24 protein-coding genes are annotated in these 24,589 nt (G+C 67.0%); 15 read left to right on the top strand and 9 right to left on the bottom strand.

The window, feature by feature from the left end; translation table 11 throughout:
• Positions 1-27: 27 nt before the first annotated feature.
• Entirely contained in the window at positions 28-522 is a 495-nt protein-coding gene (locus IEV64_RS06455) for a Tfx family DNA-binding protein (RefSeq protein ID WP_007275465.1), read from the bottom strand.
• 76 nt (positions 523-598) lie between these two features.
• Complete coding sequence (locus IEV64_RS06460) at positions 599-1,063, bottom strand: TRAM domain-containing protein (RefSeq protein WP_007275464.1); 465 nt, start codon at positions 1,061-1,063, stop codon at positions 599-601.
• Between the two features lie 90 nt (positions 1,064-1,153).
• On the opposite strand from IEV64_RS06460, the gene IEV64_RS06465 reads away from it, so the two are divergent.
• On the top strand, positions 1,154-1,840 hold the full coding sequence (locus tag IEV64_RS06465) for a hypothetical protein (RefSeq protein ID WP_007275463.1): 687 nt from the start codon (positions 1,154-1,156) through the stop codon (positions 1,838-1,840).
• Positions 1,841-1,876: 36 nt separating this feature from the next.
• Here IEV64_RS06465 and IEV64_RS06470 read toward each other — a convergent pair whose 3' ends face one another.
• Entirely contained in the window at positions 1,877-2,872 is a 996-nt protein-coding gene (locus IEV64_RS06470; protein WP_188423470.1) for a radical SAM protein, read from the bottom strand.
• Between the two features lie 108 nt (positions 2,873-2,980).
• On the opposite strand from IEV64_RS06470, the gene IEV64_RS06475 reads away from it, so the two are divergent.
• Both IEV64_RS06475 and IEV64_RS06480 read left to right on the top strand, forming a co-directional pair.
• Positions 2,981-4,852, top strand: coding sequence for a PAS domain S-box protein (locus tag IEV64_RS06475; RefSeq protein ID WP_188423471.1), 1,872 nt, complete (start codon positions 2,981-2,983; stop codon positions 4,850-4,852).
• Positions 4,853-4,978: 126 nt separating this feature from the next.
• Positions 4,979-6,112, top strand: a complete 1,134-nt coding sequence (locus IEV64_RS06480) for a DUF373 family protein (RefSeq protein WP_004969013.1) — start codon at positions 4,979-4,981, stop codon at positions 6,110-6,112.
• 78 nt (positions 6,113-6,190) lie between these two features.
• Here IEV64_RS06480 and IEV64_RS06485 read toward each other — a convergent pair whose 3' ends face one another.
• The 5 genes from IEV64_RS06485 to IEV64_RS06505 form a co-directional block, all read right to left on the bottom strand.
• Positions 6,191-7,033: a polyprenyl synthetase family protein gene (locus IEV64_RS06485; RefSeq protein WP_004973663.1), complete on the bottom strand. Its 843-nt coding sequence runs from the start codon at positions 7,031-7,033 to the stop codon at positions 6,191-6,193.
• 121 nt (positions 7,034-7,154) lie between these two features.
• Positions 7,155-7,334 (bottom strand): DUF4177 domain-containing protein, encoded by a 180-nt coding sequence (locus tag IEV64_RS06490; protein ID WP_007275460.1) that lies wholly within the window; start codon positions 7,332-7,334, stop codon positions 7,155-7,157.
• Positions 7,335-7,589: 255 nt separating this feature from the next.
• Positions 7,590-8,543 carry an electron transfer flavoprotein subunit alpha/FixB family protein gene (locus IEV64_RS06495; RefSeq protein WP_188423472.1) on the bottom strand — a complete coding sequence of 318 codons (954 nt, stop codon included), beginning with the start codon at positions 8,541-8,543 and terminating at the stop codon, positions 7,590-7,592.
• Positions 8,540-9,337, bottom strand: a complete 798-nt coding sequence (locus IEV64_RS06500) for an electron transfer flavoprotein subunit beta/FixA family protein (protein ID WP_188423473.1) — start codon at positions 9,335-9,337, stop codon at positions 8,540-8,542. Before IEV64_RS06500 ends, IEV64_RS06495 begins: the two co-directional genes overlap by 4 nt.
• An 85-nt stretch (positions 9,338-9,422) precedes the next feature.
• Positions 9,423-10,583: a helix-turn-helix transcriptional regulator gene (locus IEV64_RS06505; protein WP_188423474.1), complete on the bottom strand. Its 1,161-nt coding sequence runs from the start codon at positions 10,581-10,583 to the stop codon at positions 9,423-9,425.
• Between the two features lie 144 nt (positions 10,584-10,727).
• Between IEV64_RS06505 and IEV64_RS06510 the strand changes: the two genes are divergently transcribed.
• Positions 10,728-12,119: a DUF7094 domain-containing protein gene (locus tag IEV64_RS06510; RefSeq protein ID WP_188423475.1), complete on the top strand. Its 1,392-nt coding sequence runs from the start codon at positions 10,728-10,730 to the stop codon at positions 12,117-12,119.
• Positions 12,120-12,158: 39 nt separating this feature from the next.
• Positions 12,159-12,641, top strand: a complete 483-nt coding sequence (locus IEV64_RS06515) for a type IV pilin domain-containing protein (protein ID WP_188423476.1) — start codon at positions 12,159-12,161, stop codon at positions 12,639-12,641.
• Positions 12,642-12,717: 76 nt separating this feature from the next.
• Here the strand turns inward: IEV64_RS06515 and IEV64_RS06520 are convergent, their stop codons facing one another.
• On the bottom strand, positions 12,718-13,341 hold the full coding sequence (locus IEV64_RS06520) for a methyltransferase domain-containing protein (RefSeq protein WP_004969020.1): 624 nt from the start codon (positions 13,339-13,341) through the stop codon (positions 12,718-12,720).
• A gap of 155 nt (positions 13,342-13,496) precedes the next feature.
• On the opposite strand from IEV64_RS06520, the gene ahaH reads away from it, so the two are divergent.
• The 10 genes from ahaH (at position 13,497) to IEV64_RS06570 (ending at position 24,519) form a co-directional block, all read left to right on the top strand.
• The gene (ahaH, locus tag IEV64_RS06525; protein ID WP_004969021.1) at positions 13,497-13,829 is read left to right on the top strand and encodes an ATP synthase archaeal subunit H; all 333 of its coding nucleotides are present in this window, start codon (positions 13,497-13,499) and stop codon (positions 13,827-13,829) included.
• Positions 13,816-16,005 (top strand): V-type ATP synthase subunit I, encoded by a 2,190-nt coding sequence (locus tag IEV64_RS06530; RefSeq protein WP_229722529.1) that lies wholly within the window; start codon positions 13,816-13,818, stop codon positions 16,003-16,005. Before ahaH ends, IEV64_RS06530 begins: the two co-directional genes overlap by 14 nt.
• A gap of 173 nt (positions 16,006-16,178) precedes the next feature.
• Positions 16,179-16,436: a F0F1 ATP synthase subunit C gene (locus IEV64_RS06535; RefSeq protein WP_007275011.1), complete on the top strand. Its 258-nt coding sequence runs from the start codon at positions 16,179-16,181 to the stop codon at positions 16,434-16,436.
• Between the two features lie 21 nt (positions 16,437-16,457).
• Entirely contained in the window at positions 16,458-17,042 is a 585-nt protein-coding gene (locus IEV64_RS06540) for a V-type ATP synthase subunit E (protein WP_004969024.1), read from the top strand.
• Complete coding sequence (locus IEV64_RS06545) at positions 17,039-18,085, top strand: V-type ATP synthase subunit C (RefSeq protein WP_004969025.1); 1,047 nt, start codon at positions 17,039-17,041, stop codon at positions 18,083-18,085. Before IEV64_RS06540 ends, IEV64_RS06545 begins: the two co-directional genes overlap by 4 nt.
• On the top strand, positions 18,082-18,402 hold the full coding sequence (locus IEV64_RS06550) for a V-type ATP synthase subunit F (RefSeq protein ID WP_004044608.1): 321 nt from the start codon (positions 18,082-18,084) through the stop codon (positions 18,400-18,402). Before IEV64_RS06545 ends, IEV64_RS06550 begins: the two co-directional genes overlap by 4 nt.
• A gap of 6 nt (positions 18,403-18,408) precedes the next feature.
• Positions 18,409-20,169: an ATP synthase subunit A gene (locus IEV64_RS06555; RefSeq protein ID WP_007275010.1), complete on the top strand. Its 1,761-nt coding sequence runs from the start codon at positions 18,409-18,411 to the stop codon at positions 20,167-20,169.
• Positions 20,170-20,173: 4 nt separating this feature from the next.
• Entirely contained in the window at positions 20,174-21,580 is a 1,407-nt protein-coding gene (locus IEV64_RS06560; RefSeq protein ID WP_007275009.1) for an ATP synthase subunit B, read from the top strand.
• Positions 21,581-21,709: 129 nt separating this feature from the next.
• Positions 21,710-23,689, top strand: coding sequence for a bacterio-opsin activator domain-containing protein (locus IEV64_RS06565; protein WP_049920533.1), 1,980 nt, complete (start codon positions 21,710-21,712; stop codon positions 23,687-23,689).
• A 134-nt stretch (positions 23,690-23,823) separates the two neighbouring features.
• Positions 23,824-24,519: a V-type ATP synthase subunit D gene (locus tag IEV64_RS06570; protein ID WP_007275006.1), complete on the top strand. Its 696-nt coding sequence runs from the start codon at positions 23,824-23,826 to the stop codon at positions 24,517-24,519.
• Positions 24,520-24,589 lie beyond the last annotated feature (70 nt).

Genomic DNA, 24,589 nt, shown 5'->3' on the forward strand with positions numbered 1-24,589 from the left:
GCCATGGGACGCGAATGCGGACGCGGCTCAGACGCCGTCGGCGTGGCGGCGGACGCGGACGCGCCCGTCGCTCGTGACGCCGACGAAGAGCTGTTCTCGAATCTCGCGTCCCTCGACCGCGTCACCGGCGGCGTCGGAGACGATTTTCATCAGGTCCGGCGCGGTCTGGTTCACCTTCACGCCCGAGGCGTCACAGGCGTCGTACACCTGCTTGGGAACGTCGTAGAGGTCGCTTCCGGCGGGGACCTCGACGCGGACCGGGGCGGTGAGCGCGTCGACGAACGTCACCGTCTCGCGGGCCTTCTCGACGTTGGTGCGGGCGCTCGCCTCGATGCTGGAGACGTTCGCGCGCGAGGTGCCGAGGAAGTCGGCGATGGTCGACTGTCGGACCCCCCGCTCGCGCAGTGCGAGCACCTCGGCTTGCCGCCGGGTGAGCACGCTCGTCTCCGGGTCGAACCCCGCCCTGTCGAGGAGTTGGTCTACGTCGGGGACCGTCTCGTCGTCGCGTCCGGCGTCGCTCATACCTCGGGGTTGGGCTCGGGGGTGAAAAAAGATACAGCAGGCTGACTGTCCACGGGACGCCGCCGACGCGTCGGCGTTACTCGCCCCAGAAGTTGTCTCGGCTCCCGAGCGCCTCGGGGCGCTTCGGGCCGTCGCGACCGCTCCCCGTCGATTCGGCGTTTGCTTCGGGCGCTTCGCCCGCCTCGCTCTCCTCGGCGTCGGGGTCCAGCGGCAGGCGCTCGACGATCTTCTTCGCGCGGGCGTGGCTCCCCTTCACCTGGTCGATGCGAACGACGGCGCGCGCGTCAGGGAGGAGCCCGTCGACGAAGACGATGAAACCGTCTTCGGTCCGACCGACGCCGGCACCGCTCTCGTGGATGTCCTCGACGGTGACGATGACCTCCTCGCCCGGCTTGACCGGCTGTTGTTTGAGCTCGGAGATGGGCCGCTCGTAGTGGTCGCACCACTCCGCGCCCCCCCGGTCGCTGTAGTACTGACACCCCATGCCCGCGATTCGTTCTGAGAAGCTCGGGCAGTCGTCCGCGAGTGGACAGTCGGACATGCGGGGAGGTACACTAGGGGCACTCTAAACGCTTGCGGGTAGCCCGCCGGCCGCCGAAACGCTTTCCGTCGCGCGCTCGAACCCCGCGGTATGGCAGAACGCGTCCCCGAGTTCGCACTCCTCATCGGCGTCTTCCTCGGCCTCTCTGCGACCGTCTCGGCGGCGGTCCTCTCGGGGGCGCTGTTTCGCCCGCTTCTCTTCGGTGCCGTCGTCTGTTACCCCTTCGCCGCCTTCGGCGTCCTCCGGTCGGACGACCCCTCGGAGGCGTTGCCACCCCGAGTCGTCCTCGGCCTCGGCGCGGTCATCGGACTCCTGACCGCGGCGACCGCCGTCCTCGAACGCGCGACGGTCGAGCCGCTCGACGGGCTTTTCGCCGCCGTCGTGGTGTCGCTTCCCCCCGTCGCCTACGCGGTCCGCTTCGGCGCGGGCGTGAACCCGCTTTCACCGGTCGCGTCGCTCGCCTGCTGTGCGGTCTGCGGCGCGGCGTTCCTCGCGCTCGCGCCCCGCCTCGGGACGACGAGCGCGCTCCTCGGATTCGTCCTCGGACTCTCGGGGGCGCTCTACGCCGACGCCCGCGGCTTTCGACCGACCCATCGCCAACAGCGCGCCGGCATCGCCGCGGGCGTGTTCGTCGGCGTCGCGGTCGCGGGCATCGGCGTCGCGATGCGGCTTCCCCTCGGGCCGACGACGGCCGCGTCCGTCGTCGCGGCGCTCACGCCGAGTCTGTTCGTCGCGCTCACGAGAACCCGGACACCGAACCGCCGCTATCGGTCGTGACGGTCGCGTGAACACCCGAACCGAAAAAGACTGAACTCAGGCCAACGGCGTCCGCTCGACGACCGTCCCGTCGTAGGTCGGGTACTGCTCGACGATTTCGCCGTCGTCGACGTCGCCGTCTTCGATCATCTCTTCGAGGAGCCACCACGCGACCTCGACGTGGTTCGACTTGATGCTGTAGAACTCGTCGGGGACGCCGAGCTCGGCGAAGCGCTCGGCGGGGGTGTAGGTCTTGCCGTAGACGAGCGTGCCGTCGTCGGTCACCTCGTCGAACGGGCGGCGGAGGTTGCGAGCCATGCGCTTCAGGCGGTTTCTGTGCTGGGCGGCGTCCTTGAACACGGAGGTACAGAAGTAGACGCGCTCGTGGTCGCCCATCTCGTCGAGGATGGCCTCCTTCGAGCCGTCGACCGCCGACATGTGGCCGTCCTGGAGTTCGTAGCCCTTCTCCTGCATCCGGCGGTAGTTGCCGTCGGACATCTCGAACTCGTTGATGTTGCAGAACTCCGCGGCCCCCTCGTCGAGGAACTCGAGGAACTCCTGTTCCGCGCGGATGCCCGGAATCTCGAACGCCGGGGTGAGGCCCTCCTCGCGGGCGATGTAGAGGACGTCCTCCCACTCGGTGCCGTGCATGTCGCCCCAGAGTTCGAGCGGCGGGTGGAAGCGAATCTCGTCGAGGCCGGCCTCGGCGAGGCGGCGCATGTTCTCGCGGCCGCCCGTGATTCCCGTATAGAGGTGGATGTGGTGGTCCTCGCCGAACTCGTCTTTGAGAAGCGAGATGTACCGACAGGTCTTGTCGAGCGCCTCCTGCGGCTCGCCGCCGGTGATGGACGACCCGAGCGCGTCCATGCGTTTCGCCTCCTCGATGACGTCGGCGTCGGACTCGACTTTCCGCTCGTTCGCGTACACGTCCGTGACGTTCTTGCGATTCTCGCCGAGCGGGCAGTAGAAACAATCGCGCTGGTCGCAGTACCCGTAGACGAACAGCACCATCTTTCCGCCCATGGCGCACTGTTCGCATCCCTTCGAGATCATTCGATTACGGATGTCTACTTGGCGCATCGTCAAAAGGCGTCCGAATTCGGTCGGTTGCCTGTCCATTCCGCCGGTACGGTTATTGTTGTATATGACTGACAATACGCCATGTCTCTCGGTTCCGTCGTTCGTGCTGAGCCCCCGGTGCGGGTTCTCCTCGTCGACGACGACCCCGAGACCGCCGCGGACACGGTATCGGCGCTCGACGAATGCGACAGCCTCGACGTCACGGCGGTCGCCGATCCGACCGCGGCGCTCGACGCGCACGCCGAGTCGCCGTTCGACTGTATCGTCACCGAGTTCGAGTTCGACGGTACCTCCGGTCTCGACACGCTTCTCCGCGTCCGCGAGTCGCCGAACCCGCCGCCGGTGATTCTGTACACGCGACTCGACTCCGAGGACGTGGTCGCCGAGGCGTTCGCCGCCGGGGTCTCCGACGTGGTCGACAAGCGGCCGGCCGACGCGCAGACCGCGGTGCTCGCCCACCGCGTCTCGAACGCGGTCGTCGCGGCCCGCCAGTCGACCGAACTCGGCGAACTGCACGCGTGGCTCCGGCTCATCGCCGACCAGTCGCTCGTCGGCCTGTACGTGATACGCGACGGCCGGGTCGAGTTCGTCAACGAGTACCTCTCGAACCTGCTCGGCTACGACACGGACGAGGTGGTCGGTCGACCCATCACCGACTTCGTCGTCGAGGAAGACCGCGCCATCGTCGACGAGAGCCTGCGAAACAGGTCCCACGGGAGCGTCGAATCGATGTCGTACACCGTCCGCGTCCGCAACTACGACGGCGAGCTGACCGCGCTGGAAATCACGGGCCAGCGGACGGCGGTCGACGGCGAGCCGGTCGTCGTCGGGACCGCGATGGACGTCACGGCCCGACTGGAGTCCGAACGACTCCTCAGGCGCTCCGAGCGCCTCACCAGACAGATAATCTCGTCGCTCCCGGACATGGTGTTCATCTCGGAACCGACCGAGTTCGACGTCGTCTACATCAACGACCAGTTCGAAGACGCGTGGGGACGAGACGTGTCGTTCCTCTACGACGACCCGCATTCGTTCCTCGACCTCATCCACGTCGACGACCGCGACCAACTGATGCGGGCTATCGACGAGATGTACGCCGACATCCGAGACGGTTCCGTCGACGACCAGTACGAGTTCGAGTTCCGGTTCGTTCCCGAGGGGAGCGAAACCATCCGCTGGGCCACCGCCCGCGCGGTCCCGCTTCTCGGCGAGAACGGCGACGTGACGAACATCATCGGCGTGATTTCCGACCTCACGGAGCGCATCAGCCACGAGCGCGAACTCGCCCAGCAGAACGCCCGGCTCGACGCCTTCGCCCGCGTCCTCTCCCACGACATCCGCGGGCCGCTGGCGGTCGCACAGGGCCGACTCGAACTCGCCCGCGAACTCGACGATGACTCCCACCTCGACCACGTCGAGCGCGCCCACCGGCGCATCACCGACGTGGTCGAAGACGTCCTCTCTCTCGCCCGCGACGAGCACTCCGTCCTCGATGCGTCGACGGTCTCGCTGGCGGACTCCGCGGCCACCGCGTGGGACATGTGTTCGTCGAACGCAGGCGACGTGCGCTGTGAAATCGGCGAGCTCCCCGTCGTCGAAGCCGACGAGAGCCGGACGACGCGCCTCTTCGAGAACCTGTTTCGGAACGCGCTCCAGCACGCTCGGAGCGGCCGCGGCGACGACGCCGAGCTCATGATTCGCGTCGGCGCGCTCCCGTCGCGCCGCGGCTTCTTCGTCGAGGACAACGGTCCGGGCATCCCGTCGTCGATTCGCGACCGCGTCTTCGACTCCGGCTTTTCGACGAAAGGCGGCGACGGAACCGGCCTCGGACTCGACATCGTCCGCCAGATAGTCGACTCTCACGGCTGGATAATCCGCGTCGCCGACGGCGCGGCCGGCGCGCGCTTCGAGGTGCTTTTCGACCCCGTCGGGGAAGCCGGCGCGACCGTGTGACCGGCGGCGCACAGATGGGCCGCGACCGCGCCGCGGGGATGCCCGCTTCTCCGCGAGACCGACGGACCGCGCCACCGCGGCCGCGCCCCCGAAAGCAGATATATCCCCGTGGCATAGGAGTCAACGATGCTCTTGGTCCTCTGTGTCGACCTCGACGACGACCTCGGTCGCAAGACGGGACTGTCGACGCCCGTCGTCGGCCGACAGCGCGTCGAGGACGCCGCGGTGGCGCTGGCCACCGCGGACCCGGAGGACTCCGACGTGAACGTCCTCTTTCAGGGCATTCAGGTCCACGACGAACTGCTCGAATCGGAGGACGAGGAAGTCGAGGTCGCGGCGGTCACCGGGTTGGAAGGGAGCGACGTGAAGGCGAACCGCGCCATCGGCGACGAGATCGACACCGTCCTCGCGAGCCTCTCGACCGGCGAGCCCGTCCACGCCATCGTCATCACCGACGGCGCACAGGACGAGTCCGTCCTCCCGGTCATCCGCTCGCGCGTCCCCATCGACGGGGTCCGCCGGGTCGTCGTCAGGCAGGCCCAGAACCTCGAATCGATGTACTACACGATGAAGCAGGTGCTCGCCGACCCCGAGACCCGCGGGACCATCCTCGTCCCGCTCGGCATCCTGCTTCTCATCTACCCCTTCGTCACCATCGCCAGCTTCTTCGACGTGCCCGGCGCGGTCGTCCTCGGCCTCATCTCGGCGCTCCTCGGGCTGTACACGCTGTTCCGCGGGCTCGGCCTCGAATCGGCCGTCGACGAGGCGGCCAACCGCGCGCGGAACGTCCTCTACGCCGGCCGCGTCACCATCATCACCTACGTCGCCGCCGCCGCGCTCCTCGTCGTCGGCGGCGTCCGCGGGGCGGAACTCCTCGAAACCGTCTCGGACAGCGTCGCGGGCGACCCCGCGCCGGGGCTCGTCCTCGCCACGCTCGTCCACGGCGCGGTCGAGTGGTTCGCCGCCGCCGGCATCACGAGCAGTCTCGGGCAGGTGACAGACGAGTACCTCCACGACCGCTTCAAGTGGCGCTACCTCAACGCGCCGTTCTACGTGTTCGCCATCGCCATCGTGCTGTACGCGCTGTCCGGCTTCTTCCTCCCCGAGGGCGTCGCCGGGGTCCGGAAGTTCTACCTCCCCGGCCTCGCCGTCGCGCTCACGGTCGGCACGCTCCTCGGCGTGCTGAGCACGCTGACGTTCGCGGTGGCCGAGTCCCGGTATCCGACCGGCTCCGACGGCGAAAGCGAGCAACCGGCGTAATCAGTCGCGGGCGGTCGCGCCGCTCGGGGTTGTCTGTGGCTTTTTGCTATCGTCTGTTCGGAACTCGACCCAGAGTCGTCAGCTCTCGCGGACGATGACGAACTCCGCGAGGTCGCGGAGATACTCCAGCGGCTCCGAGTCCTCGACGCCCGAGGAGTCGAGGGCCGAAAGCGCCTCGTCGGCCTGCTGGCGGGCCCGGCGGTTCGCCTCCTCGGGCGTCAGGTCCGTCACCTGCACGAGCGACGGCCGGCCCATCTCGGCGTCCTGCCCCGTCGGCTTGCCGAGTTCTTCCGCGTCCGCCGTGGCGTCGAGCACGTCGTCGCGAATCTGGAAGGCGACGCCGACGCGGGCCGCGTAGTCGCCGAACGCCTCGACGACGTGGGCGTCGCCGCCCGCGGCGACCGCGCCGAGCTCGGCGGCGGCGCGGAACAGCGCGCCCGTCTTGCGGTGGGCGAGTTGCATGTACTCGGCCTCGTTGGAGGGGACCGCGACCAGTTCGGTCGCCTCGCCCTCGCCGAGTTCGACCATCGACTCGGCGACGATGCGGGTGGCGCGGTCGGACGACGACAGGAGGGCGAACGCCTCGCCGAGCAGGCCGTCGGAGGCGATGATGGCCGGCCCGTAGCCGTACTCGGCCCACGCGCTCGGCGTGCCGCGGCGGATGTCGGACCGGTCGATGATGTCGTCGACGACGAGCGAGGCGTTGTGGACGAGTTCGACGCCGACCGCGAAGTCGACGGCGTCCTCGGGGGTGCCACCGACGGCCTCGCAGGCGAGGATGGTCACGGCGGGGCGGACGCGCTTGCCCCCCGCGAGAGCGACGTGGTCGAGTTGGTCGGCGAGTTCCGACGGCTCGACCGCCGAGACGACCTCCTCGAGGCGGTCGTTTACCATCGTGACCCGGCGCTCCAGGTATTCCATTGTCGGTTCGTAGGGTTGGGTAGGGAAGTACGTACCGGATTTGGAGAAACCGAGAGCGGGAGCGGTCGTTCGCGGCCGTTTCTGACCGAAAATAGAGGACGTGATTCCCGCTGTGCGGTGTCTAGTCAGTGACCTCGCGCGCGAGGATGAGCAGTTGCGTCCCGCCGAACTGCTGTTCGACTCGTTCGACCAGTTCGAACCCCTCTCGGCCCAACCTGTTGAGCGCCTCTTCGGGGTCTTCTTTCTTCAGACCGGGGACCTTCGACGCGAGGTCGACTGTCCGGTATTCGTATCGTGGCATGCGTGTTCCCCTCAGTAGAGAGTCGCACGCGACTCGGAAATGCACCCGGACGCTTCTCACCCGGTGGGAGTCGCCCGCCCGGCCGCCCCTCCGGTCGCGGTCGCTCACGAGTTCGCGTCCGCAAAAAGCTGGACCAAAAACCGCTGGGCGCTTACTCGAACTGCTCGATAAGCTCCGGCACCACGTGCGACCACCTTTTTCCGGACGCTCACGAGTTCGCGTCCGCAAAAAGCTGGACCAAAAACCGCTGGGCGCTTACTCGAACTGCTCGATGAGCTCCGGCACCACGTCGAAGAGGTCGCCGACGATGCCGTAGTCGGCGATGTCGAAGATGGGCGCGTCGGGGTCGGTGTTGATGGCGACGATGTTCTCGGCACCTTTCATCCCGGCGACGTGCTGAACGGCCCCGGAGATGCCGATTGCGATGTAGAACTTCGGCGTGACGACCTTCCCGGACTGGCCGACCTGCCGGTCCTTCGGGAGCCAGCCGTTGTCGACGATGGGCCGCGACGACGACAGCGTCGCGCCGAGCGCGTCGGCGAGCCTTTCGACGAGTTCGATGTTCTCTTCCTCTTCGATGCCGCGGCCGACGGAGACGAGCACGTCGGCGTCGGCGATGTCCACGTCGCCGCTTCCGACCTCCTCGAAGCCGGCCACGCGCGAGCGCACCTGAGACTCGTCGAGGTCGAACGAGAACGACTCGACGGCGGGCTCGCCCGACTCCTCGGCGGCGTCCCACTCGCCGGGGCGGACGGTGACCGCGGCGCGGTCGGCGTCGACCTCGACGGTCGATTCGACCTTCGAGGCGTACATCTCGCGGGTGACGACGAGGCCGCCGTCGTTCTGGAGGCCGATGGCGTCGGTCACGAGCGGGAGGCCGAGGCGCTCCGCGACCGCGGGGGCGTAGTCGAGGCCGTTGACAGTGTTGCCCATGAGGACGTACGTGGGGTCGAGTGCCTCGTACAGGGCCGCGACGGCCTGCACGGACACGTCGTGGTTGAACTCGTCGCCCTCGGCGACGGTGTGAATCGCGTCCACGCCGGCGAGCGAGAGCTCCTCGGCGAAGGCGTCCACGTCGCCGCCGACGACCGCGAGGTGGAGGTCGCCGCCGGTGTCGCCGACGAGGTCGGCCCCGGCGGTCACGAGTTCGAACGACACGTCGCGGAGGCTTCCGCGGCGGTGCTCGACGACGGCGAGCACGTCGCTCATTGCGCGCCCACCCCCTTCTCGCGGAGGACGGTCGCAAGCTCGGCGGCCTGCTCTCCGGCGTCGCCCTCGAAGTAGATCGCGTCGGACTCGGTCTCCGGTTCGTACACGTCGGTCAGGACGAGGTCGGACTCCACCGCCGCGGCGTCGAGGCCGAGGTCGGAGAGCGCGAGCGGCTTGATCTCTTTCGACTGGGCCTGTCGAATCCCGCGCAGGCTCGCGTACCGCGGTTCGTTGATACCCGTCTGGATGGTGAGGACCGCGGGGAGGTCGACTTCGGTGAGCTCCTCCACGCCGCCTTCGAGTTCGCGGCGGACGTTCGCCACGCCGCCCTCGGCGTCGAGGTCGAGCGCGTTCACGACCGCGGCCCACTCGAAGCCGATTGCCGAGGCGAGCGAGACGCCGGTCGCGCCGAAGCTGTCGTCGTTCGCCTGCACGCCCGTCAGGACGAGGTCGGGGTCCTCGTCCTCGACGACCGCCGAGAGGAGGCGCGTCTTCGCGCCCACGTCGAGCAGGTCCACGCTGTCGAGCGCGTCGTCCCACACGCGGACCGCGCGGTCGACCCCCTTTGCGAGCGCCATGCGGATGGTCTCTTCGGACCGCTCGGGGCCGATGGTGACGGCGACGACCTCCACGTCGTCGTCGCTCTCCTCGGCGATTTGGACCGCTTCCTCGACCGCGTACTCGTCCCACTCGTTGAGGTCGTAGTCGAGGAACTGGTCCGCCACGCGGAGTCCGTCGAGCTCGAAGTCCTCTTCGACCTCGGCCACCTCCTTGACGGTTACGAGAATTTTCATCAACGTTCACTACCGACCGGGGCAAATAAACGTTTTCGCACCGCGGCCACCGGCGCCCCCGTCGTCCGATTACACCTCGTCTTCGTCACGCCTCGTCTTCGTCCTCGTCGGGCAGTGAGATGAGGTTCTCACGGCCGAGGCGGAGCTTTTCGACGCGCCCCTCGTCGGCCATCGCCGACAGGAGCTGTGAGACCTTGGCGTCGGACCAGCCGGTCTCCTTGACGATGTTCGCCTGCTTCATCCGCCCGCCGCTCCGCTCCAAGAGGAGTTCGACCCGCTCTTCGTCCGAGAGCAGGTCGAGGTCGACGTCGACGTCGTCGGGCTCTTCGGCGGGCGCGGGCTCGTCGTCGGTCGGCTCCTGTGCCGACTCCTGCCGCGGCTCGGGCGTCGCCGTCGCTGTCGACGTTCCGTCGGGAGTCCCCCCGTCCGGTCCCCGCCGAGTGAACAGGACGACGCCCGCCACGAGCACCGCGAGGACGACCGCACCGCCGCCGACGAGCGTCCACGGAATGGCGCTGTCCGTGCCCGTCGAGACGTACGTGACGGTCAACTGGTCGATCGATTCGAAGGTCCGGGGCCCCTCGACGACGACGGCGTTGTTTTCGAGCGGCAGGTTCGTGTCGCTGACGGCGTAGCCCGGCGGCGTCTGAATCGTGAGGTTCTGATTCGACCGAAGCGACGTGAGCCACGTCTCGTCGTCACCGGCCGACAGCGCGTCACCGAGGCGCAGTCCCTCGTCGGTCTGTTCGAGGAAGTTGGTCCACGTGAACGTCAACACGAGGACGCCGGTCCCGTTTTCGACGTAGCCTCTCGTCGTCGCGTTCTGAACCGTCATCGACCGGCCGGTCTGCTCGGTGGCCGTCTGACTGATGCGTCCGAAGAACGCCGCGTCTGGACCGGTGTCGGCGGTTCCCTGCTCGTACTCCTGTGCGTACTCTTCGAACGCCGCGGTCTCGTTTTGCGTGTCGAGCTCGTAGCGCATCTCGACCCGCCAGTCCGCAGAGCGGTCGGCACGCAGTTGAATCGATATCTCCGTCTGCGGCGACCGGTCGAGATTCGTCTGCTGGGCTACGAGCGACGAGCGACCGAGACTGAGTACTTCTTCCGCGCCCGCGCGCGAGCCGGCGTCTCCGACGACCGTGTCCGCGCTCTGCGTGCCGGCAGCAGCCGCGTCTGTGGCCGCCACCGGCGCTGTGACGCCGGCGACGATGGTGAGGAGGGCAACGATGAGGGCGGCGCTCCGCATACGTAAATCCGTTTCATCCGGCGATGAAACGCTTTCCATCGATTCAACAGTGTCAGACGCCGTCGAGATGCGTCCCTCGATGTCGGCGACGGCGACCGCGTCAAGAGGGTCATTTTAGTACTGCCCCCGTGTACCCTCACGGCGATGAAAGCCCTCCCGCTCGTCGTCGTCATGCTTCTCGTGGCGTCGCCGGTGCTCGGTGCGGCCGGTCCCGCCGACGGGTCGACCCACTCGATGGCTCCCGATGAAGCGGAGCCCGCACAGGTCGAGTCGCCGTCCAACGAGACGATTCACGTCCTCGACATTCCGTCGTCGGAGCTGGCCCGGGCGACGGTCGAGGCCCATCACGTCGACCTCGGCCCGTCCCTCGATTTCTCCGCCCTCGGGGCCGGCGGCCAGATTCAGACGGGCGCGTCAATCGAGCGCATCGAGTCCGCGACCGACGACAGCACCCGGCAACAGCTCATCCTCGACGAGCTCAACACCATCGAACAGCGGGCGATTGCGCTCCAGAGCGCACAGCGCTCCGCCATCGAGCGGTTCAACGCCGACGACATCACCGCGCGAGACCTCCTCATCGAACTCGCGCGAATCGACGCCGAGGCACGGGCGCTCGACGACCGGCGGGTCGCCCTCCGCGAAATCACGAGCGAGACGCCGGACTTCTCGATTAGCTCCGGGCGGCTCGCGGCGCTCGAACGCGAACTCGACACGTTCACCGGCCCCGTTCGGACGCACGCCGTCTCGGTCGTGACCGGCCGGTCCGACGCCGCGCGGTTCTCCGTGCGGACGAGCGAGACCGGGTTCGTCCTCAGCGTCGTCGCCGACGGCGAGTACGTCCGCGAGGCCTACCGCGCCGACCTCCGCAACCGCGACCAGAACACGGTCTCCTACGAGGAGGCGCTCGACATCGTCGCGGAGAACTACCCGACGATCTACTCGAACCGCGCCGCCCAGAACGGGACCAACGTCATCAGTGCCGGCGACAGCCACCGGGTGCAGATTAACTACCGGGACGGGCAGTTGACCGCGTACGTCGACTCCGGAACCGGGCGAGTGTTCAAGGAGTCCCAGACGCGCCCCCTCGAATCGATCACGACCCGCGACACCGCGAGCGGGGTCAGAGACGGGCTGGCGCTCACCGTCGACCGGACCTACCCCGGCGGACCGCTTCGCATCCAGTTGAACGAAAGCGAGACGGGCGACCCGGTAGACGCGAACGTCACGATCGGCCTCGAAGCCAGCCAGGAGAGCACGCTCTTGGGTCACACCGGTTCGGACGGGACTATCTGGACCGTCTCGCCGTCGGCGTCCTACACCGTCACGGTCATCAGAGGTAACTCGGCGGTCGTGCTCACCACCGCGCCGACGCCCATGCCCTACCTCGCGGGGAACGCGACCGCCGCGGAAAACGACACGTCTCCGACGGTCACGTCGACGCCGACCGAGTCGACCGGAACCGGGTCGACCGAGTCGGCCGATTCCGTCTCGGCGGTCTCGCAGGCCGGCCTGCCCGCCCCACCCGGCGGCGGCTGACCGGAGCTTCTTATCCGATGACGGGGCCACCCCGTCTCGATGCCTCGCCAGTTCCGCACCTCGACTCGCGGCTCGTCCGTGCTCCTCGGGAGCGTGCTCCTCGTCGGTCTCGTGGTCGTCGTCGCGGCCGCCGTCGGCGCGGCGGCGTTCGACGCGGCCGACTCCGCGCCGTCACCGACGCGACCGACGGCGCTGTCGCTGTCCGTCTCGGGTGACACGCTGTCGCTGGTTCACGAGGGCGGCGCGCCGCTGGACGTGGATTCGCTCGCGGTTCGAATCTCCGTGAATGGGGAGCCGCTCGCGCACCAACCGCCCGTACCGTTCTTCTCGGCCAGCGGCTTCCGACCCGGCCCGACCGGCCCGTTCAACGCCGCCGCCGACTCGCGGTGGACCGTCGGCGAGACGGCGACGCTCGAACTGGCTGGGACGAACGACCCGGGCATCGAACCGGGTGCGACGGTGACCGTTCGCGTCTTCGACGGCGACACGCCGGTCGCGACGCTCGAAGCGAGAGCGTCGTAAATCGGCCGCGGCGAAAACGAGCGCCCGAGTCGACCTCGGCGCGGTTGGCCTGAATCGACCGCGGCGCGGTTGGGGCTTACTCCTCCGGCACGCGCGCGATAGTCACGATGGCCCGCGGGCTACCGGGTTGGCGCTGGAGGATGTGGTGTTCGATGTCGACGAAGCCGGCGGCCTCGAACATCCGGTCGGCCTCCTCCTCGTCGTAGAACAGCATGATGGCGTCCGCCAGCTTCTGGAAGACGCCGGACTTGGGGTCGTCGGGGCCGACGACGAGCACCTTGTTCCCCGGTTTCACCACGCGGCGGAACTCTTCGAGCGCGGTGACCGGGTTCGGCCAGTACTCGATGGAGCCGGACGACCAGATGACGTCGAAGGCGTCGTCCGCGAAGGGGAGCCGCTCGGCGTCCCCGCGGTAGAACCGGACCTCGTCGTTCTTGCCGAACTTCTCCCACGCCTTCTGCATCTGGTGGATGCTCTGGTCGAGGCCGTGGACGTCGTCGGTGTAGCGGAGCAGTCCCTCGGTTCCGAAGCCGGTGCCACAGCCCACGTCGAGGACGCGGTCGCCCTGCTGGATGTCGAGCATCTCCAGCGCCTCGTCGCGCATCTCCTCGTTCCAGATGAACGGGTTCACCCGGTCGTACACCTTCGAGAGGTACTTGTAGAACAGGCGGGCCCGCGCTTTGTTTTCGAGGACTCCCATCGCGCCGGGATTAGAACTCGCCGATGATAACGGTGCGGATTCGCCGCGCCGGTCGGCGTTCGAGGGGGGTAAACCGCCGCGTTTTCCGAGCGACTGTCACAGACTTTCCGCAAACACCTTATACAGCGCTTGTGCAACGTTCCTGTGATACGAGTATGCCGAGACAAGAGGTTCTCGAACGAATCAAAACGGCCGAGCAGGAGGCCGACGACATCGTTGAAGAGGCCGAGGCCGAACGTGAGGAGCTCGTCGCGGAGGCGCGTGAGGAAGCCGATGAGATTCGCTCCGAGGCCGAAGAAGAGGCCGCAGAGCTCGAATCCGAGCGTCTACAGGAGGGACGCACGGAGATAGAGACGGAGCGGGAACGCATCCTCGAAGAAGGCGAGGACGCCCGCGACGAACTGGTTGCCGAGGCGGAAGACCACATCGACGACGCGGTCGAGTTCGCCATCGGCAAATTCGAGGAGGCGGTGGATGCTCAGACCTGAGCAGATGAGCAAGGTCTCGGTGACCGGTTCCAGGGGCGTCATGCCCGAGGTCATCGAGGCCGTCCACGACCTCCGACTGCTGCACGTCACCGAATACGACGGCTCGTGGCAGGAGGAGTTCGGATTCGAGACGGGGTCGCCCATCGAAGGCGCCGAGAGCGCCTCCGATAAGCTCGTCACCGTCCGCTCGCTCAAGAGCATCCTCGGGGTCGAAGACACCGACTCCGGCCGACAGCGCATCGTCCCCGACGACGCGCTCGGCGAGCCCCTCGAAGAGATCCAAGCCGAGGTCAACGAACTGGACGACCGCCGCGCCGAGCTCGAAAACGAGCTTCGCGCGGTGGACGAAGAAATCGACGCGATGGAGCCGTTCGTCGACCTCGGACTCGACCTCGACCTGCTTTCGGGGTACGAGACCCTGCAGGTCGTCGTCGGACAGGGGAAGGTCGACCCCGTCGAGCGCGCCGTCGTCGACGCCGACGACATCAGCGCCTACGAGATCTTCTCGGGCGAGCGCACGCACGCCGTCTTCGGCCGCCCGGTCGATGGCGCCGACGAGATGGCGCTCGCCGACGCGCTCGTCGGCGTCGAGTTCACCACGCTCGAAGTCCCGGACGCCTCGGGAAGCCCCGAAGAGCACATCCGCGACCTCGAACAGCAGAAACGCGAAGTCGAGTCGAAGCTCGAGACCGTCGAGTCCGAGCTCCACGACATCGCCGTCGAGGAGGGCGAGTTCCTCCTCGCCGCCGAAGAGCGCCTCGCAATCGACGTCCAGAAGACGGAAGCGCCGCTTTCGTTCGCGACGACGGAGAACGCCTTCGTCGCCGAGGGCTGGATTCCCAGCGAGCGCTACAACACGTTTGCGGGAACGCTCAAAGACGAGGTCGGCGAGCACGTCGCCGTCGAAGAGCTCGAACGCGCCGAGTTCTCGCGTGACGGGCACGACCACGCGCGCGAGGACGTCGCCGAGAGCGGCGGTACGGTCGCCGCCACCGACGGCGGCACGGTCTCGATGGCCAACGACGACCCGCCGGTCGTCCAGAAGAACAGCGGCGCGGTCAAGCCGTTCGAACTCCTCGTGCAGGCGGTCAACCGCCCGAGCTACTACGAGTTCGACCCGACCATCATCCTGTTCCTGACGTTCCCGACGTTCTTCGGGTTCATGATCGGTGACTTCGGGTACGGTGTCATCTACACCGCCATCGGCTTCTTCCTCTACTCGAAGTTCGACGACGGCGCGCTCAAGAGCATGGGTGGCGTCACCATCGCCGCGGGGCTGTTCACGACGTTGTTCGGCATCCTCTACGGCGAGATATTCGGCTTCCACCTCATCACCCAGTACTTCTGGGAAGGCTTGCTCGGGCTGTCGCACCCGCCCATCGAGAAGGGACTGTCGCCGGCCACCGCTGAGTGGGCCCTCGGTTGGCTCACCGTGAGCGTCGCCGTCGGTATCATCCACGTCAACGTGGGCTACGTTTTCGACTTCTTCGAGAACTACCAGCTCCACGGTCCGAAGGACGCGGTCCTCGAAAGCGGTTCGTGGATCCTCATGCTGAACGGGCTGTGGATCTGGATCTTCAGCGACGCGCTCGGTGGCGTGCCGCCGGAGTTCCTGTTCACCACGTTCGCGGCTGACGGGCTCATCCCGCTCGGTTTCTCCGGCTTCTCGTTCATCGTCGGCTGGGGTGGCTTCGGGCTGTACATCCTCGGCGCGGTGCTCCTCGGGATGGGCGAACTGGCCGAACTCGTCGAGTTCGCCGCCCCGCTTTCGAACGTCCTGTCGTACACGCGTCTCGGCGCGGTCCTCATCGCGAAGGCGTCGATGGCGTTCGCCGTCAACCTGCTCGTCTTCGGCGTGTTCGTCACGGGCGAAGGGAGCGAGGCGGAGTGGCACTTCGGCCTCGGCCACATGTACCACGTCGGTGACATGTACCACGGCCACGAGGTGACCGACGTCCTGTTCGGCGGCATCTTCCACTCGGGTGCCGCGGGCGTCGTGGGCGGACTGCTCGTCCTCGTCGTCGGTCACTTGGTCGTTCTCGCGCTCGGCGTCACGAGCGCCGGCCTGCAGGCCGTGCGTCTCGAGTACGTCGAGTTCTTCAACAAGTTCTTCGAGGGAGGCGGCCGCGCGTACAACCCGTTCGGCTACGACCGCGAGTTCACGACCGAAGACTAACGCTCGTCGCCGATTCTTTTTTGACTATTGTCCGCTCGGAGCGACTGCTTTTGCAATGACGACGATTCCGCCGTCGTAGACAGACCGCTCCAGACGTTTTGGGAACCTTTATGATACGGCTGACGCCACATGCAGACGTTCGGAGACGACAATCCGGTACTCAGGAACACACAATGATTGAAGCAATCGAACCCCTCATGACTGCACTGCAGAGTGAAGCCGCTTCCTCGCCCGCTATCACCGCCGACGCCGCGGCGGCCCTCTCCGTCGGTATCGCCGCCTTCGCCGCAGGCTACGCGGAGCGTGGCATCGGTTCCGCCGCGATGGGTGCCATCGCGGAAGACGAGGACCTCTTCGTCAACGGGCTGGTCCTTACGGTTCTCCCCGAGACCCTCGTTATCCTCGCACTGGTCGTTGTCTTCGCGGCCTAAGCACCCCCTCTCTTTCCCATTATGAGTTTGGACAACGTCGTTGAGGACATCCGAGACGAAGCCCGCGCACGCGCAGAGGACATCAGGCAGGACGGCCAGGAACAGGCAGACGACATCGTCGCCGAGGCCGAGGCCGACGCCGAAGAGCTCCTCGAATCGCGGAAGGCGGACGTCGAGCAACAGCTCGAACGGGAGCGCGAACAGGCGCTCTCCAGCGCGAAGCTCGAAGCCAAGCAGGCTCGACTCAGCGCCCGTCGTGACGTGCTCCAGCGCGTCCGCGAGCAGGTCGAACACGAACTCGCCGAGCTGGAAGGCGACCGCCGCGAGGAGCTGACCCGCTCGCTTCTCGACGCGGCGTCGGTCGAGTTCGAAGACGAAGACGAGGTCTTCGTCCACGGCCGCGCCGACGACGAGGAGTTGCTTTCGAGCATCCTCGAAGACTACGACGGCTACGAGTTCGCCGGCGAGCGCGACTGCCTCGGTGGCGTCGTGGTCGAGGGCTCGAACTCGCGCGTCCGGGTGAACAACACCTTCGACTCGGTCCTCGACACAGTCTGGGAGGACAACCTGAAGGAAGTGAGTGCGCGACTGTTCGACGACCAATGAGCACTACAGGCGGCTCGAATCCCGAATACGTCATCGCTCGTGTTCGAGCGCGACGTAGTGCCCTGTTCGGCGACGAGGAGTACCGCAAACTGGTCCGCATGGGACCGGCCGAAATCGCTCGGTTCATGGAGGAATCGGAGTACGAGACCGAGGTCAACGCGCTCGGGAGCCGTTTTTCCGGCGTCGACCTCATCGAGTACGCGCTGAACCGGAATCTGGCGAAGCAGTTCAACGATATCCTCGACTGGGCAGACGGCCGCCTCTACGACCTCATCGCGCGGTACCTTCGCAAGTTCGACGCGTGGAACGTGAAGACGATTATCCGCGGCGTCTACTCCGGCGCGCCACGCGATGAGGTCGAATCCGACCTCATCCGCGCCGGCGAGTTCGACGACCGCCTCATCTCGCGGCTTCTCGACGCGGGCGAGATGGAGGAGGTCGTCGACCTCCTCTCCGGTACCATCTTCGGAGACGGCCTCGCGGCCGCCTACGAGGAGTTCGAGGACGTCGGCGTCCTCGTCCCGCTGGAGAACGCGGTCGACCGCGCCTTCTACGAGCAGTTGCTCGACGGCCTGGTCGTCGGCGAAGAGGCAAAGCAGTACCGCGAGTTCCTCGAAGCCGAAATCGACTTCCGAAACGCCCGCAACGCGCTCCGCATCGCCCGAAGCGGTGCCGACCTCGACCCCGTCGACTACTTCATCGAGGGCGGTACGCTGTTCCGAGCGTCGGAGCTCGCGTCGCTGGCGGCCAGTCCGGACGAACTGGTGTCGAAGATTCGTGACAGCCGGTACGGCGACCGCCTCTCGACGGCCCTTTCGGACCTCGAAGAGGCCGACAGCCTCATCGGCTTCGAGCGCGCCCTCGACGCGGCGCTCTTGGAGTACGCGGACACGCTCGGTTACGTGTTCCCGCTTTCTGTCACGCCAATCGTCTCGTACATCCTCGCCAAGGAGCGCGAGGTCGACAACATCCGGGCCATCGCCCGCGGTCGCGAAGCCGGGCTGGACCCCGATGCAATAGAAGCGGAGCTGGTCATCCTATGAGCCAGGAAATCGCAGTTATCGGCAGTCCGGACTTCACCACGGGATTCCGGCTTGCGGGCGTCCGCAAGTTCGAGAACGTCCCGGACGAAGCGAAGGACGACGAACTCGACGAGGCCGTGACGCGGACGCTGGAGGACGAGGACGTCGGCATCATCGTGATGCACGAAGACGACCTCGACCACCTCTCGCGCAACGCGCGGCAGTCGGTCGAGCGAAGCATCGAGCCGACGCTCGTGACGCTCGGCGGTTCCGGCGGCGCGAGCGGCCTCCGTGACCAGATCAAGAGAGCAATCGGTATCGATCTGATGGACGAATAACCAAACATGAGTCAGGCAACACAAGATTCCGTTCGCGAGGACGGTGTCATCGCAAGCGTGAGTGGTCCGGTCGTGACCGCCCGTGGCCTCGACGCCCGCATGAACGACGTCGTCTACGTCGGCGACGAAGGGCTGATGGGCGAGGTCATCGAAATCGAGGGCGACCTCACGACTATTCAGGTGTACGAAGAGACCTCCGGCGTCGGCCCCAGCGAACCCGTCGAGAGTACGGGCGAACCGCTGACCGTCGACCTCGGTCCCGGGATGATGGACGCCATCTACGACGGCGTTCAGCGCCCCCTGGACGTGCTGGAGGAGAAGATGAACTCGGCGTTCCTCGACCGCGGTGTCGACGCGCCGGGTATCGACCTCGAAAAGAAGTGGGAGTTCGAACCCACCGTCTCCGTTGGCGACGAGGTCGCCTCCGGCGACGTCGTGGGCACGGTCCCCGAGACCGTGACCATCGAACACAAGGTCATGGTCCCGCCGGACTTCGAGGGCGGCGAGGTCGTCGCCATCGAGGACGGCGAGTTCTCCGTCACCGAGACGGTCGCCGAACTCGACAACGGCGAGGAGATCACGATGCACCAGGAGTGGCCGGTGCGTCAGGCTCGCCCCGCCGCCGAGAAGAAGACCCCGCGCGAACCGCTCGTGTCGGGACAGCGCATCCTCGACGGGCTGTTCCCCATCGCGAAGGGCGGTACGGCCGCGATTCCGGGACCGTTCGGCTCCGGAAAGACCGTCACGCAACACCAGCTCGCCAAGTGGGCCGACGCGGACATCGTCGTCTACGTCGGCTGTGGCGAGCGCGGTAACGAGATGACCGAGGTCATCGAGGACTTCCCGGAACTCGACGACCCGAAGACGGGCAACCCGCTCATGGCCCGGACGTGCCTCATCGCGAACACGTCCAATATGCCCGTGGCGGCCCGCGAGTCCTGTATCTACACCGGCATCACCATCGCGGAGTACTACCGCGACATGGGATACGACGTTGCGCTCATGGCCGACTCCACCTCCCGGTGGGCCGAGGCCATGCGCGAGATTTCGTCGCGTCTCGAAGAGATGCCCGGCGAAGAGGGGTACCCCGCGTACCTCGCCGCGCGTCTCTCCGAGTTCTACGAGCGCGCCGGCTACTTCACGACCGTCAACGGCGAGGAAGGCTCCGTCTCCGTCATCGGCGCGGTTTCGCCGCCGGGCGGCGACTTCTCCGAGCCGGTCACGCAGAACACCCTGCGTATCGTCAAGACGTTCTGGGCGCTCGACGCGGACCTCGCAGAGCGCCGTCACTTCCCGGCGATTAACTGGAACGAGTCGTACTCGCTCTACCAAGAGCAGCTCGACCCGTGGTTCGTCGAGAACGTCGAGGACGACTGGGCCGAAGAGCGCCAGTGGGCCGTCGACGTGCTCGACGAGGAGAACGAACTGCAGGAAATCGTTCAGCTCGTCGGTAAGGACGCCCTGCCGGAGGACCAGCAGTTGACCCTCGAAATCGCTCGCTACCTCCGTGAGGCGTACCTCCAGCAGAACGCGTTCCACCCGACGGACACGTACTGCTCCCCCGAGAAGACGTACGGTATCCTCACCGCCATCCACGCGTTCAACGACGAGGCGTTCAAGGCGCTCGAAGCCGGCGTCCCCGTCGAAGAGATTCAGGCCATCGAGGCGGCTCCCCGGCTGAACCGCATCGGTGTGCAGGAAGACTGGGAGGCGTACATCGAGGACCTCAAAGCAGAGATCACCGAGCAGCTCCGCGAGCTGTACTGAGACCATGAAGGAATACCAGACCATCACCGAAATCAGCGGCCCGCTGGTGTTCGCCGAGGTCGACGAGCCGATCGGTTACGACGAAATCGTCGAAATCGAGACGCCCCAAGGCGAAACCAAGCGCGGACAGGTTCTCGAATCCTCCGAGGGCCTCGTCGCGATTCAGGTGTTCGAAGGCACGAGCGGTATCGACAGGAACGCGTCCGTCAGGTTCCTCGGCGAGACCCTCAAGATGCCCGTGACCGAGGACCTCCTCGGGCGCGTGCTCGACGGGTCCGGCCAGCCAATCGACGGCGGCCCCGAAATCGTTCCCGACGAGCGTCGGGACATCGTCGGCGCGGCAATCAACCCCTACTCCCGCGAGTACCCCGAGGAGTTCATCCAGACCGGCGTCTCCGCCATCGACGGCATGAACACCCTCGTCCGCGGCCAGAAGCTCCCAATCTTCTCCGCGTCGGGGCTTCCCCACAACAACCTCGCGCTCCAGATCGCCCGTCAGGCGACGGTGCCCGAGGACGAAGAAAGCGGCGAGGAGTCCGAGTTCGCAGTCGTCTTCGGCGCGATGGGTATCACGCAGGAAGAGGCGAACGAGTTCATGGAGGACTTCGAGCGCACGGGCGCACTCGAGCGCTCCGTCGTCTTCACGAACCTCGCGGACGACCCCGCAGTCGAGCGGACGGTCACGCCGCGTCTCGCGCTGACGACCGCCGAGTACCTCGCGTTCGACAAGGACTACCACGTCCTCGTCATCCTGACCGACATGACCAACTACTGCGAGGCGCTCCGCGAGATCGGTGCGGCTCGCGAAGAGGTCCCCGGTCGCCGTGGCTACCCGGGTTACATGTACACCGACCTCGCACAGCTCTACGAGCGCGCAGGTCGCATCCAGGGTCGCGACGGGTCTGTCACGCAGATTCCCATCCTCACGATGCCGGGTGACGACGACACGCACCCGATTCCTGACCTGACCGGCTACATCACGGAAGGCCAGATATACATCGACCGCGACCTCAACTCGCAGGGCATCCGCCCGCCGATCAACCCGCTTCCGTCCCTGTCGCGTCTCATGGACGACGGTATCGGCGAGGGGCTCACCCGCGAGGACCACGCCGACGTGTCCGACCAGATGTACGCGGCGTACGCGGAGGGTGAAGACCTGCGCGACCTCGTGAACATCGTCGGCCGCGAGGCGCTGTCGGAGCGCGACAACAAGTACCTCGACTTCGCCGAGCGCTTCGAAGCCGAGTTCGTCAATCAGGGCTTCGACACGGACCGGTCCATCGAGGACACCCTCGACATCGGCTGGGACCTCCTGTCGACGCTCCCGAAGTCCGAGCTCAACCGCATCGACGAAGAGCTCATCGAGGACTACTACCGCGAAGACGCCGAGTCGGTCGAAGCGGAAGCCTAGACCGCGGCGAACGCCGCGTTCGTCCCTCGGTTCGATTCTCCTCTTCTATTCGCGCTTCGAATCCTCCGAGCCGCGCGGCCGCGCGTCGCCCGCGAGAACTTCCTTACGTCTCGCCGTCTACGTCTCGGCATGGACGCCACTTCGTCTCCCGCCCGTGTTCTCGCGGTCGTCGGTCCCGCCGTCGACCGGGAGCGACTCGTGGACGTACTCTCGTCGCTTTCGGTGTCGGTCGCCGAGTCCGCCGCGGCCGTGGTTCGACGCGCCGAGGCCGAACGGGTCGACTGCGTCGTGCTCGCGACCGACCACCTCGCGGACATCGAGGCGGTCCACGGTGCAATCGCGGTCCCGCTCGTCGTCGTCGTCCCGCCCGACGGCGACCTCTCGGCGGCGGCCGCCCGCGACGCCGGCGCGGCCGACGTGGTCCCGGTCGTCGGTTCGAACCTCTTCGAGCGACTCCCCGAGCGCATCGAGAGCGCCGTCGCGTGGCGTCGCCGCGGCGCGGCGGCCGCGAGAAAGATAACGGAGGACCTGAAGGAACAGGCGATAGACGAGGCCCCCGTGGGTATCACCGTCGCCGACTGCTCGTTGCCCGACCGACCGCTCGTCTACGTCAACGAGGCGTTCGAGACGATGACCGGCTACTCGGCCGACGCGGCGCTGGGGCGGAACTGCCGATATCTTCAGGGACCGAACACCGACCCCGCGCGCGTCGCCGAACTCCGCCGCGCCATCGAGGCCGAGGAGTCGGCGTCGGTCGAACTGCTGAACTACCGCGCGAACGGCGAGACGTTCTGGAACCGGGTCGACGTCGCGCCGCTGAGCGGGCCGGACGGCGAGGTGACTCACTACGTCGGCTTCCAGACCGATATCACGGAGCGCGTGCGCGCCGAGGCGGCCGCCGAGCGGTACGCCGCCGGAGTCGACGAGGAGCGCGCGCGCCTCCAGACGCTCGTCGAGCACATCGAGGGGCTGTTGGGTGACGTGACGAGCGCACTCGTCCGCGCCGAGAGCAGACGGGAGCTCGAAGCCGCCGTCTGCGACCGGGTCACCGCCACCGGCTCGTTCGACTGCGCGTGGGTCGGTCACTGCGACCTCTCGCCGGCGGTCATCGTCCCGAACGAGTGGGCCGGAGCCGACGCGGGATTCCTCGACGACCTCGAAATCGACCGGTCGGACCCCGACGACCCAACCGCTCGCGCCGCCGAGACGCGGACCGTCCAGTCGGCGGCGGTCGGCGAGGGGGGCGCCGACGCCGAGCCGGTCGTCCCGTTCGACTCGGTCATCGCGGTTCCGCTGGTCCACCGAGAGACGCTCTACGGCGTGTTGACCGTCTACACCGACGCCGCGGAACTCGACGACGAAGTACGGGTGGTGTTCGGGACGCTCGGGCGGGCCGTCGGCGCGGCCATCGACGCCTTCGAGAGCCGGCGGTCGTTGCTGTCCGACGAGCGACTCGAACTCGAAATCGAGGTGCGCGACGAGACGCAACCGCTGGTCCGACTCGCCGTCGCGGGGGCGTGCGCGCTCGACTACGAGGGCGCGATTTCTCACGACGACGGGACGCTCAGCCTGTTCGTCTCGACGGACCCACCGACAGACGGACTCGCAGACGATGAGTTGAAATCGACCGGCGTGGCCGACGTGACTCGGCTCCCCCGCGGCGACGGCGTCGGGCTCTACGAGGTCGTCTTCGACGCGGGGTCGCTGACGCACCTCGTTGCCGACGCGGGCGGGCGGCTTCGCGGCCTCGAAGCCGACCGCGACGGCTGTCGGTTCACCGCGGTCGTCCCGGACCGCGGTGCGGGGCGGGCGCTACTCGACGACCTCTCGGCGGCGGCCGCCGGGGTCGAACTCCGGGCGGTCAGAGAGCGGTCGGCCCCGCCGCGGACGGGGCGGGGGTTCACCGCCGAGGTGAACGCGGCGCTCACCGACAGACAGCAGACCGCGCTCCAGCTCGCGCATCTCGGCGGCTTCTTCGAGTGGCCCCACGCCGTGACCGGCGACGAGCTCGCGGCGGCGATGGACGTCTCGCGGGCGACGTTTCACCAGCACCTCCGCGCGGCCCAGCGAAAGCTCGTCGCCGGCTTTTTCGAGGAGGGGACGCGGTAGCGCCGCGCCGACCGTCGGGAGGTGGCTCGACCACCCGGTGCTATCAGCGGACCGAGCGTTCCGACCGATTTCGGGCGGTCCGGCCGGCCAGACAGTAAAAGATTAACACCCCAGGCGAACAACCCCCGGCAACGATGGCCGAAGACGTCAAGCCGACCCGCAAGAACTTGATGGCGATCGAAGATCGCATCGAACTCTCCGAGCGGGGCCACGACACGCTCGAACAGAAGCGTGACGGGCTCATCATGGAGTTCATGGACATCCTCGACCAGGCCCAGGACGTGCGGGCCAACCTCAATCAGGACTACGTGCGCGCGCAGAACAAAATCAACATGGCCCGCGCCATGGAGGGAGACGTGGCGGTCCGCGGCGCGGCCGCCGCGCTGAAGGAGTACCCGGAAATCACGACGCAGTCGAAGAACATCATGGGCGTCGTCGTCCCGCAGATCGAGTCCTCGCGCGTGAAAAAGAGCCTCGACCAGCGCGGTTACGGCCTGCTCGGCTCCTCGGCCCGCATCGACGAGGCCGCGGACGCCTACGAGGAGCTCCTCGAATCCATCATCCTCGCCGCGGAGGTCGAGACGGCGATGAAGAAGATGCTCGAAGAGATCGAGACGACGAAGCGCCGCGTCAACGCGCTCGAGTTCAAACTGCTCCCGGAGCTGTACGAGAACCAGGAGTACATCGAGCAGAAGCTCGAAGAACAGGAGCGCGAGGAGATTTTCCGCCTGAAGAAGATCAAGGCGAAGAAGGAAGAAGAAGAAAAGGAAGAACGCGCCGCGGAGAAGGCGGCGGCCGAAGCGGAAGCGGAAGCGGCGACGGCCGACTGACCGGACTCGCCCGGTTTCTCTCTCGATTCCGTTTTCTCTCGGTCGGGTCTCCGACCGCTTTTCATCGCAC

It is taken from the genome of Haloferax sulfurifontis (genome assembly GCF_014635105.1).
Classification (GTDB): Archaea; Halobacteriota; Halobacteria; order Halobacteriales; family Haloferacaceae; genus Haloferax; species Haloferax denitrificans.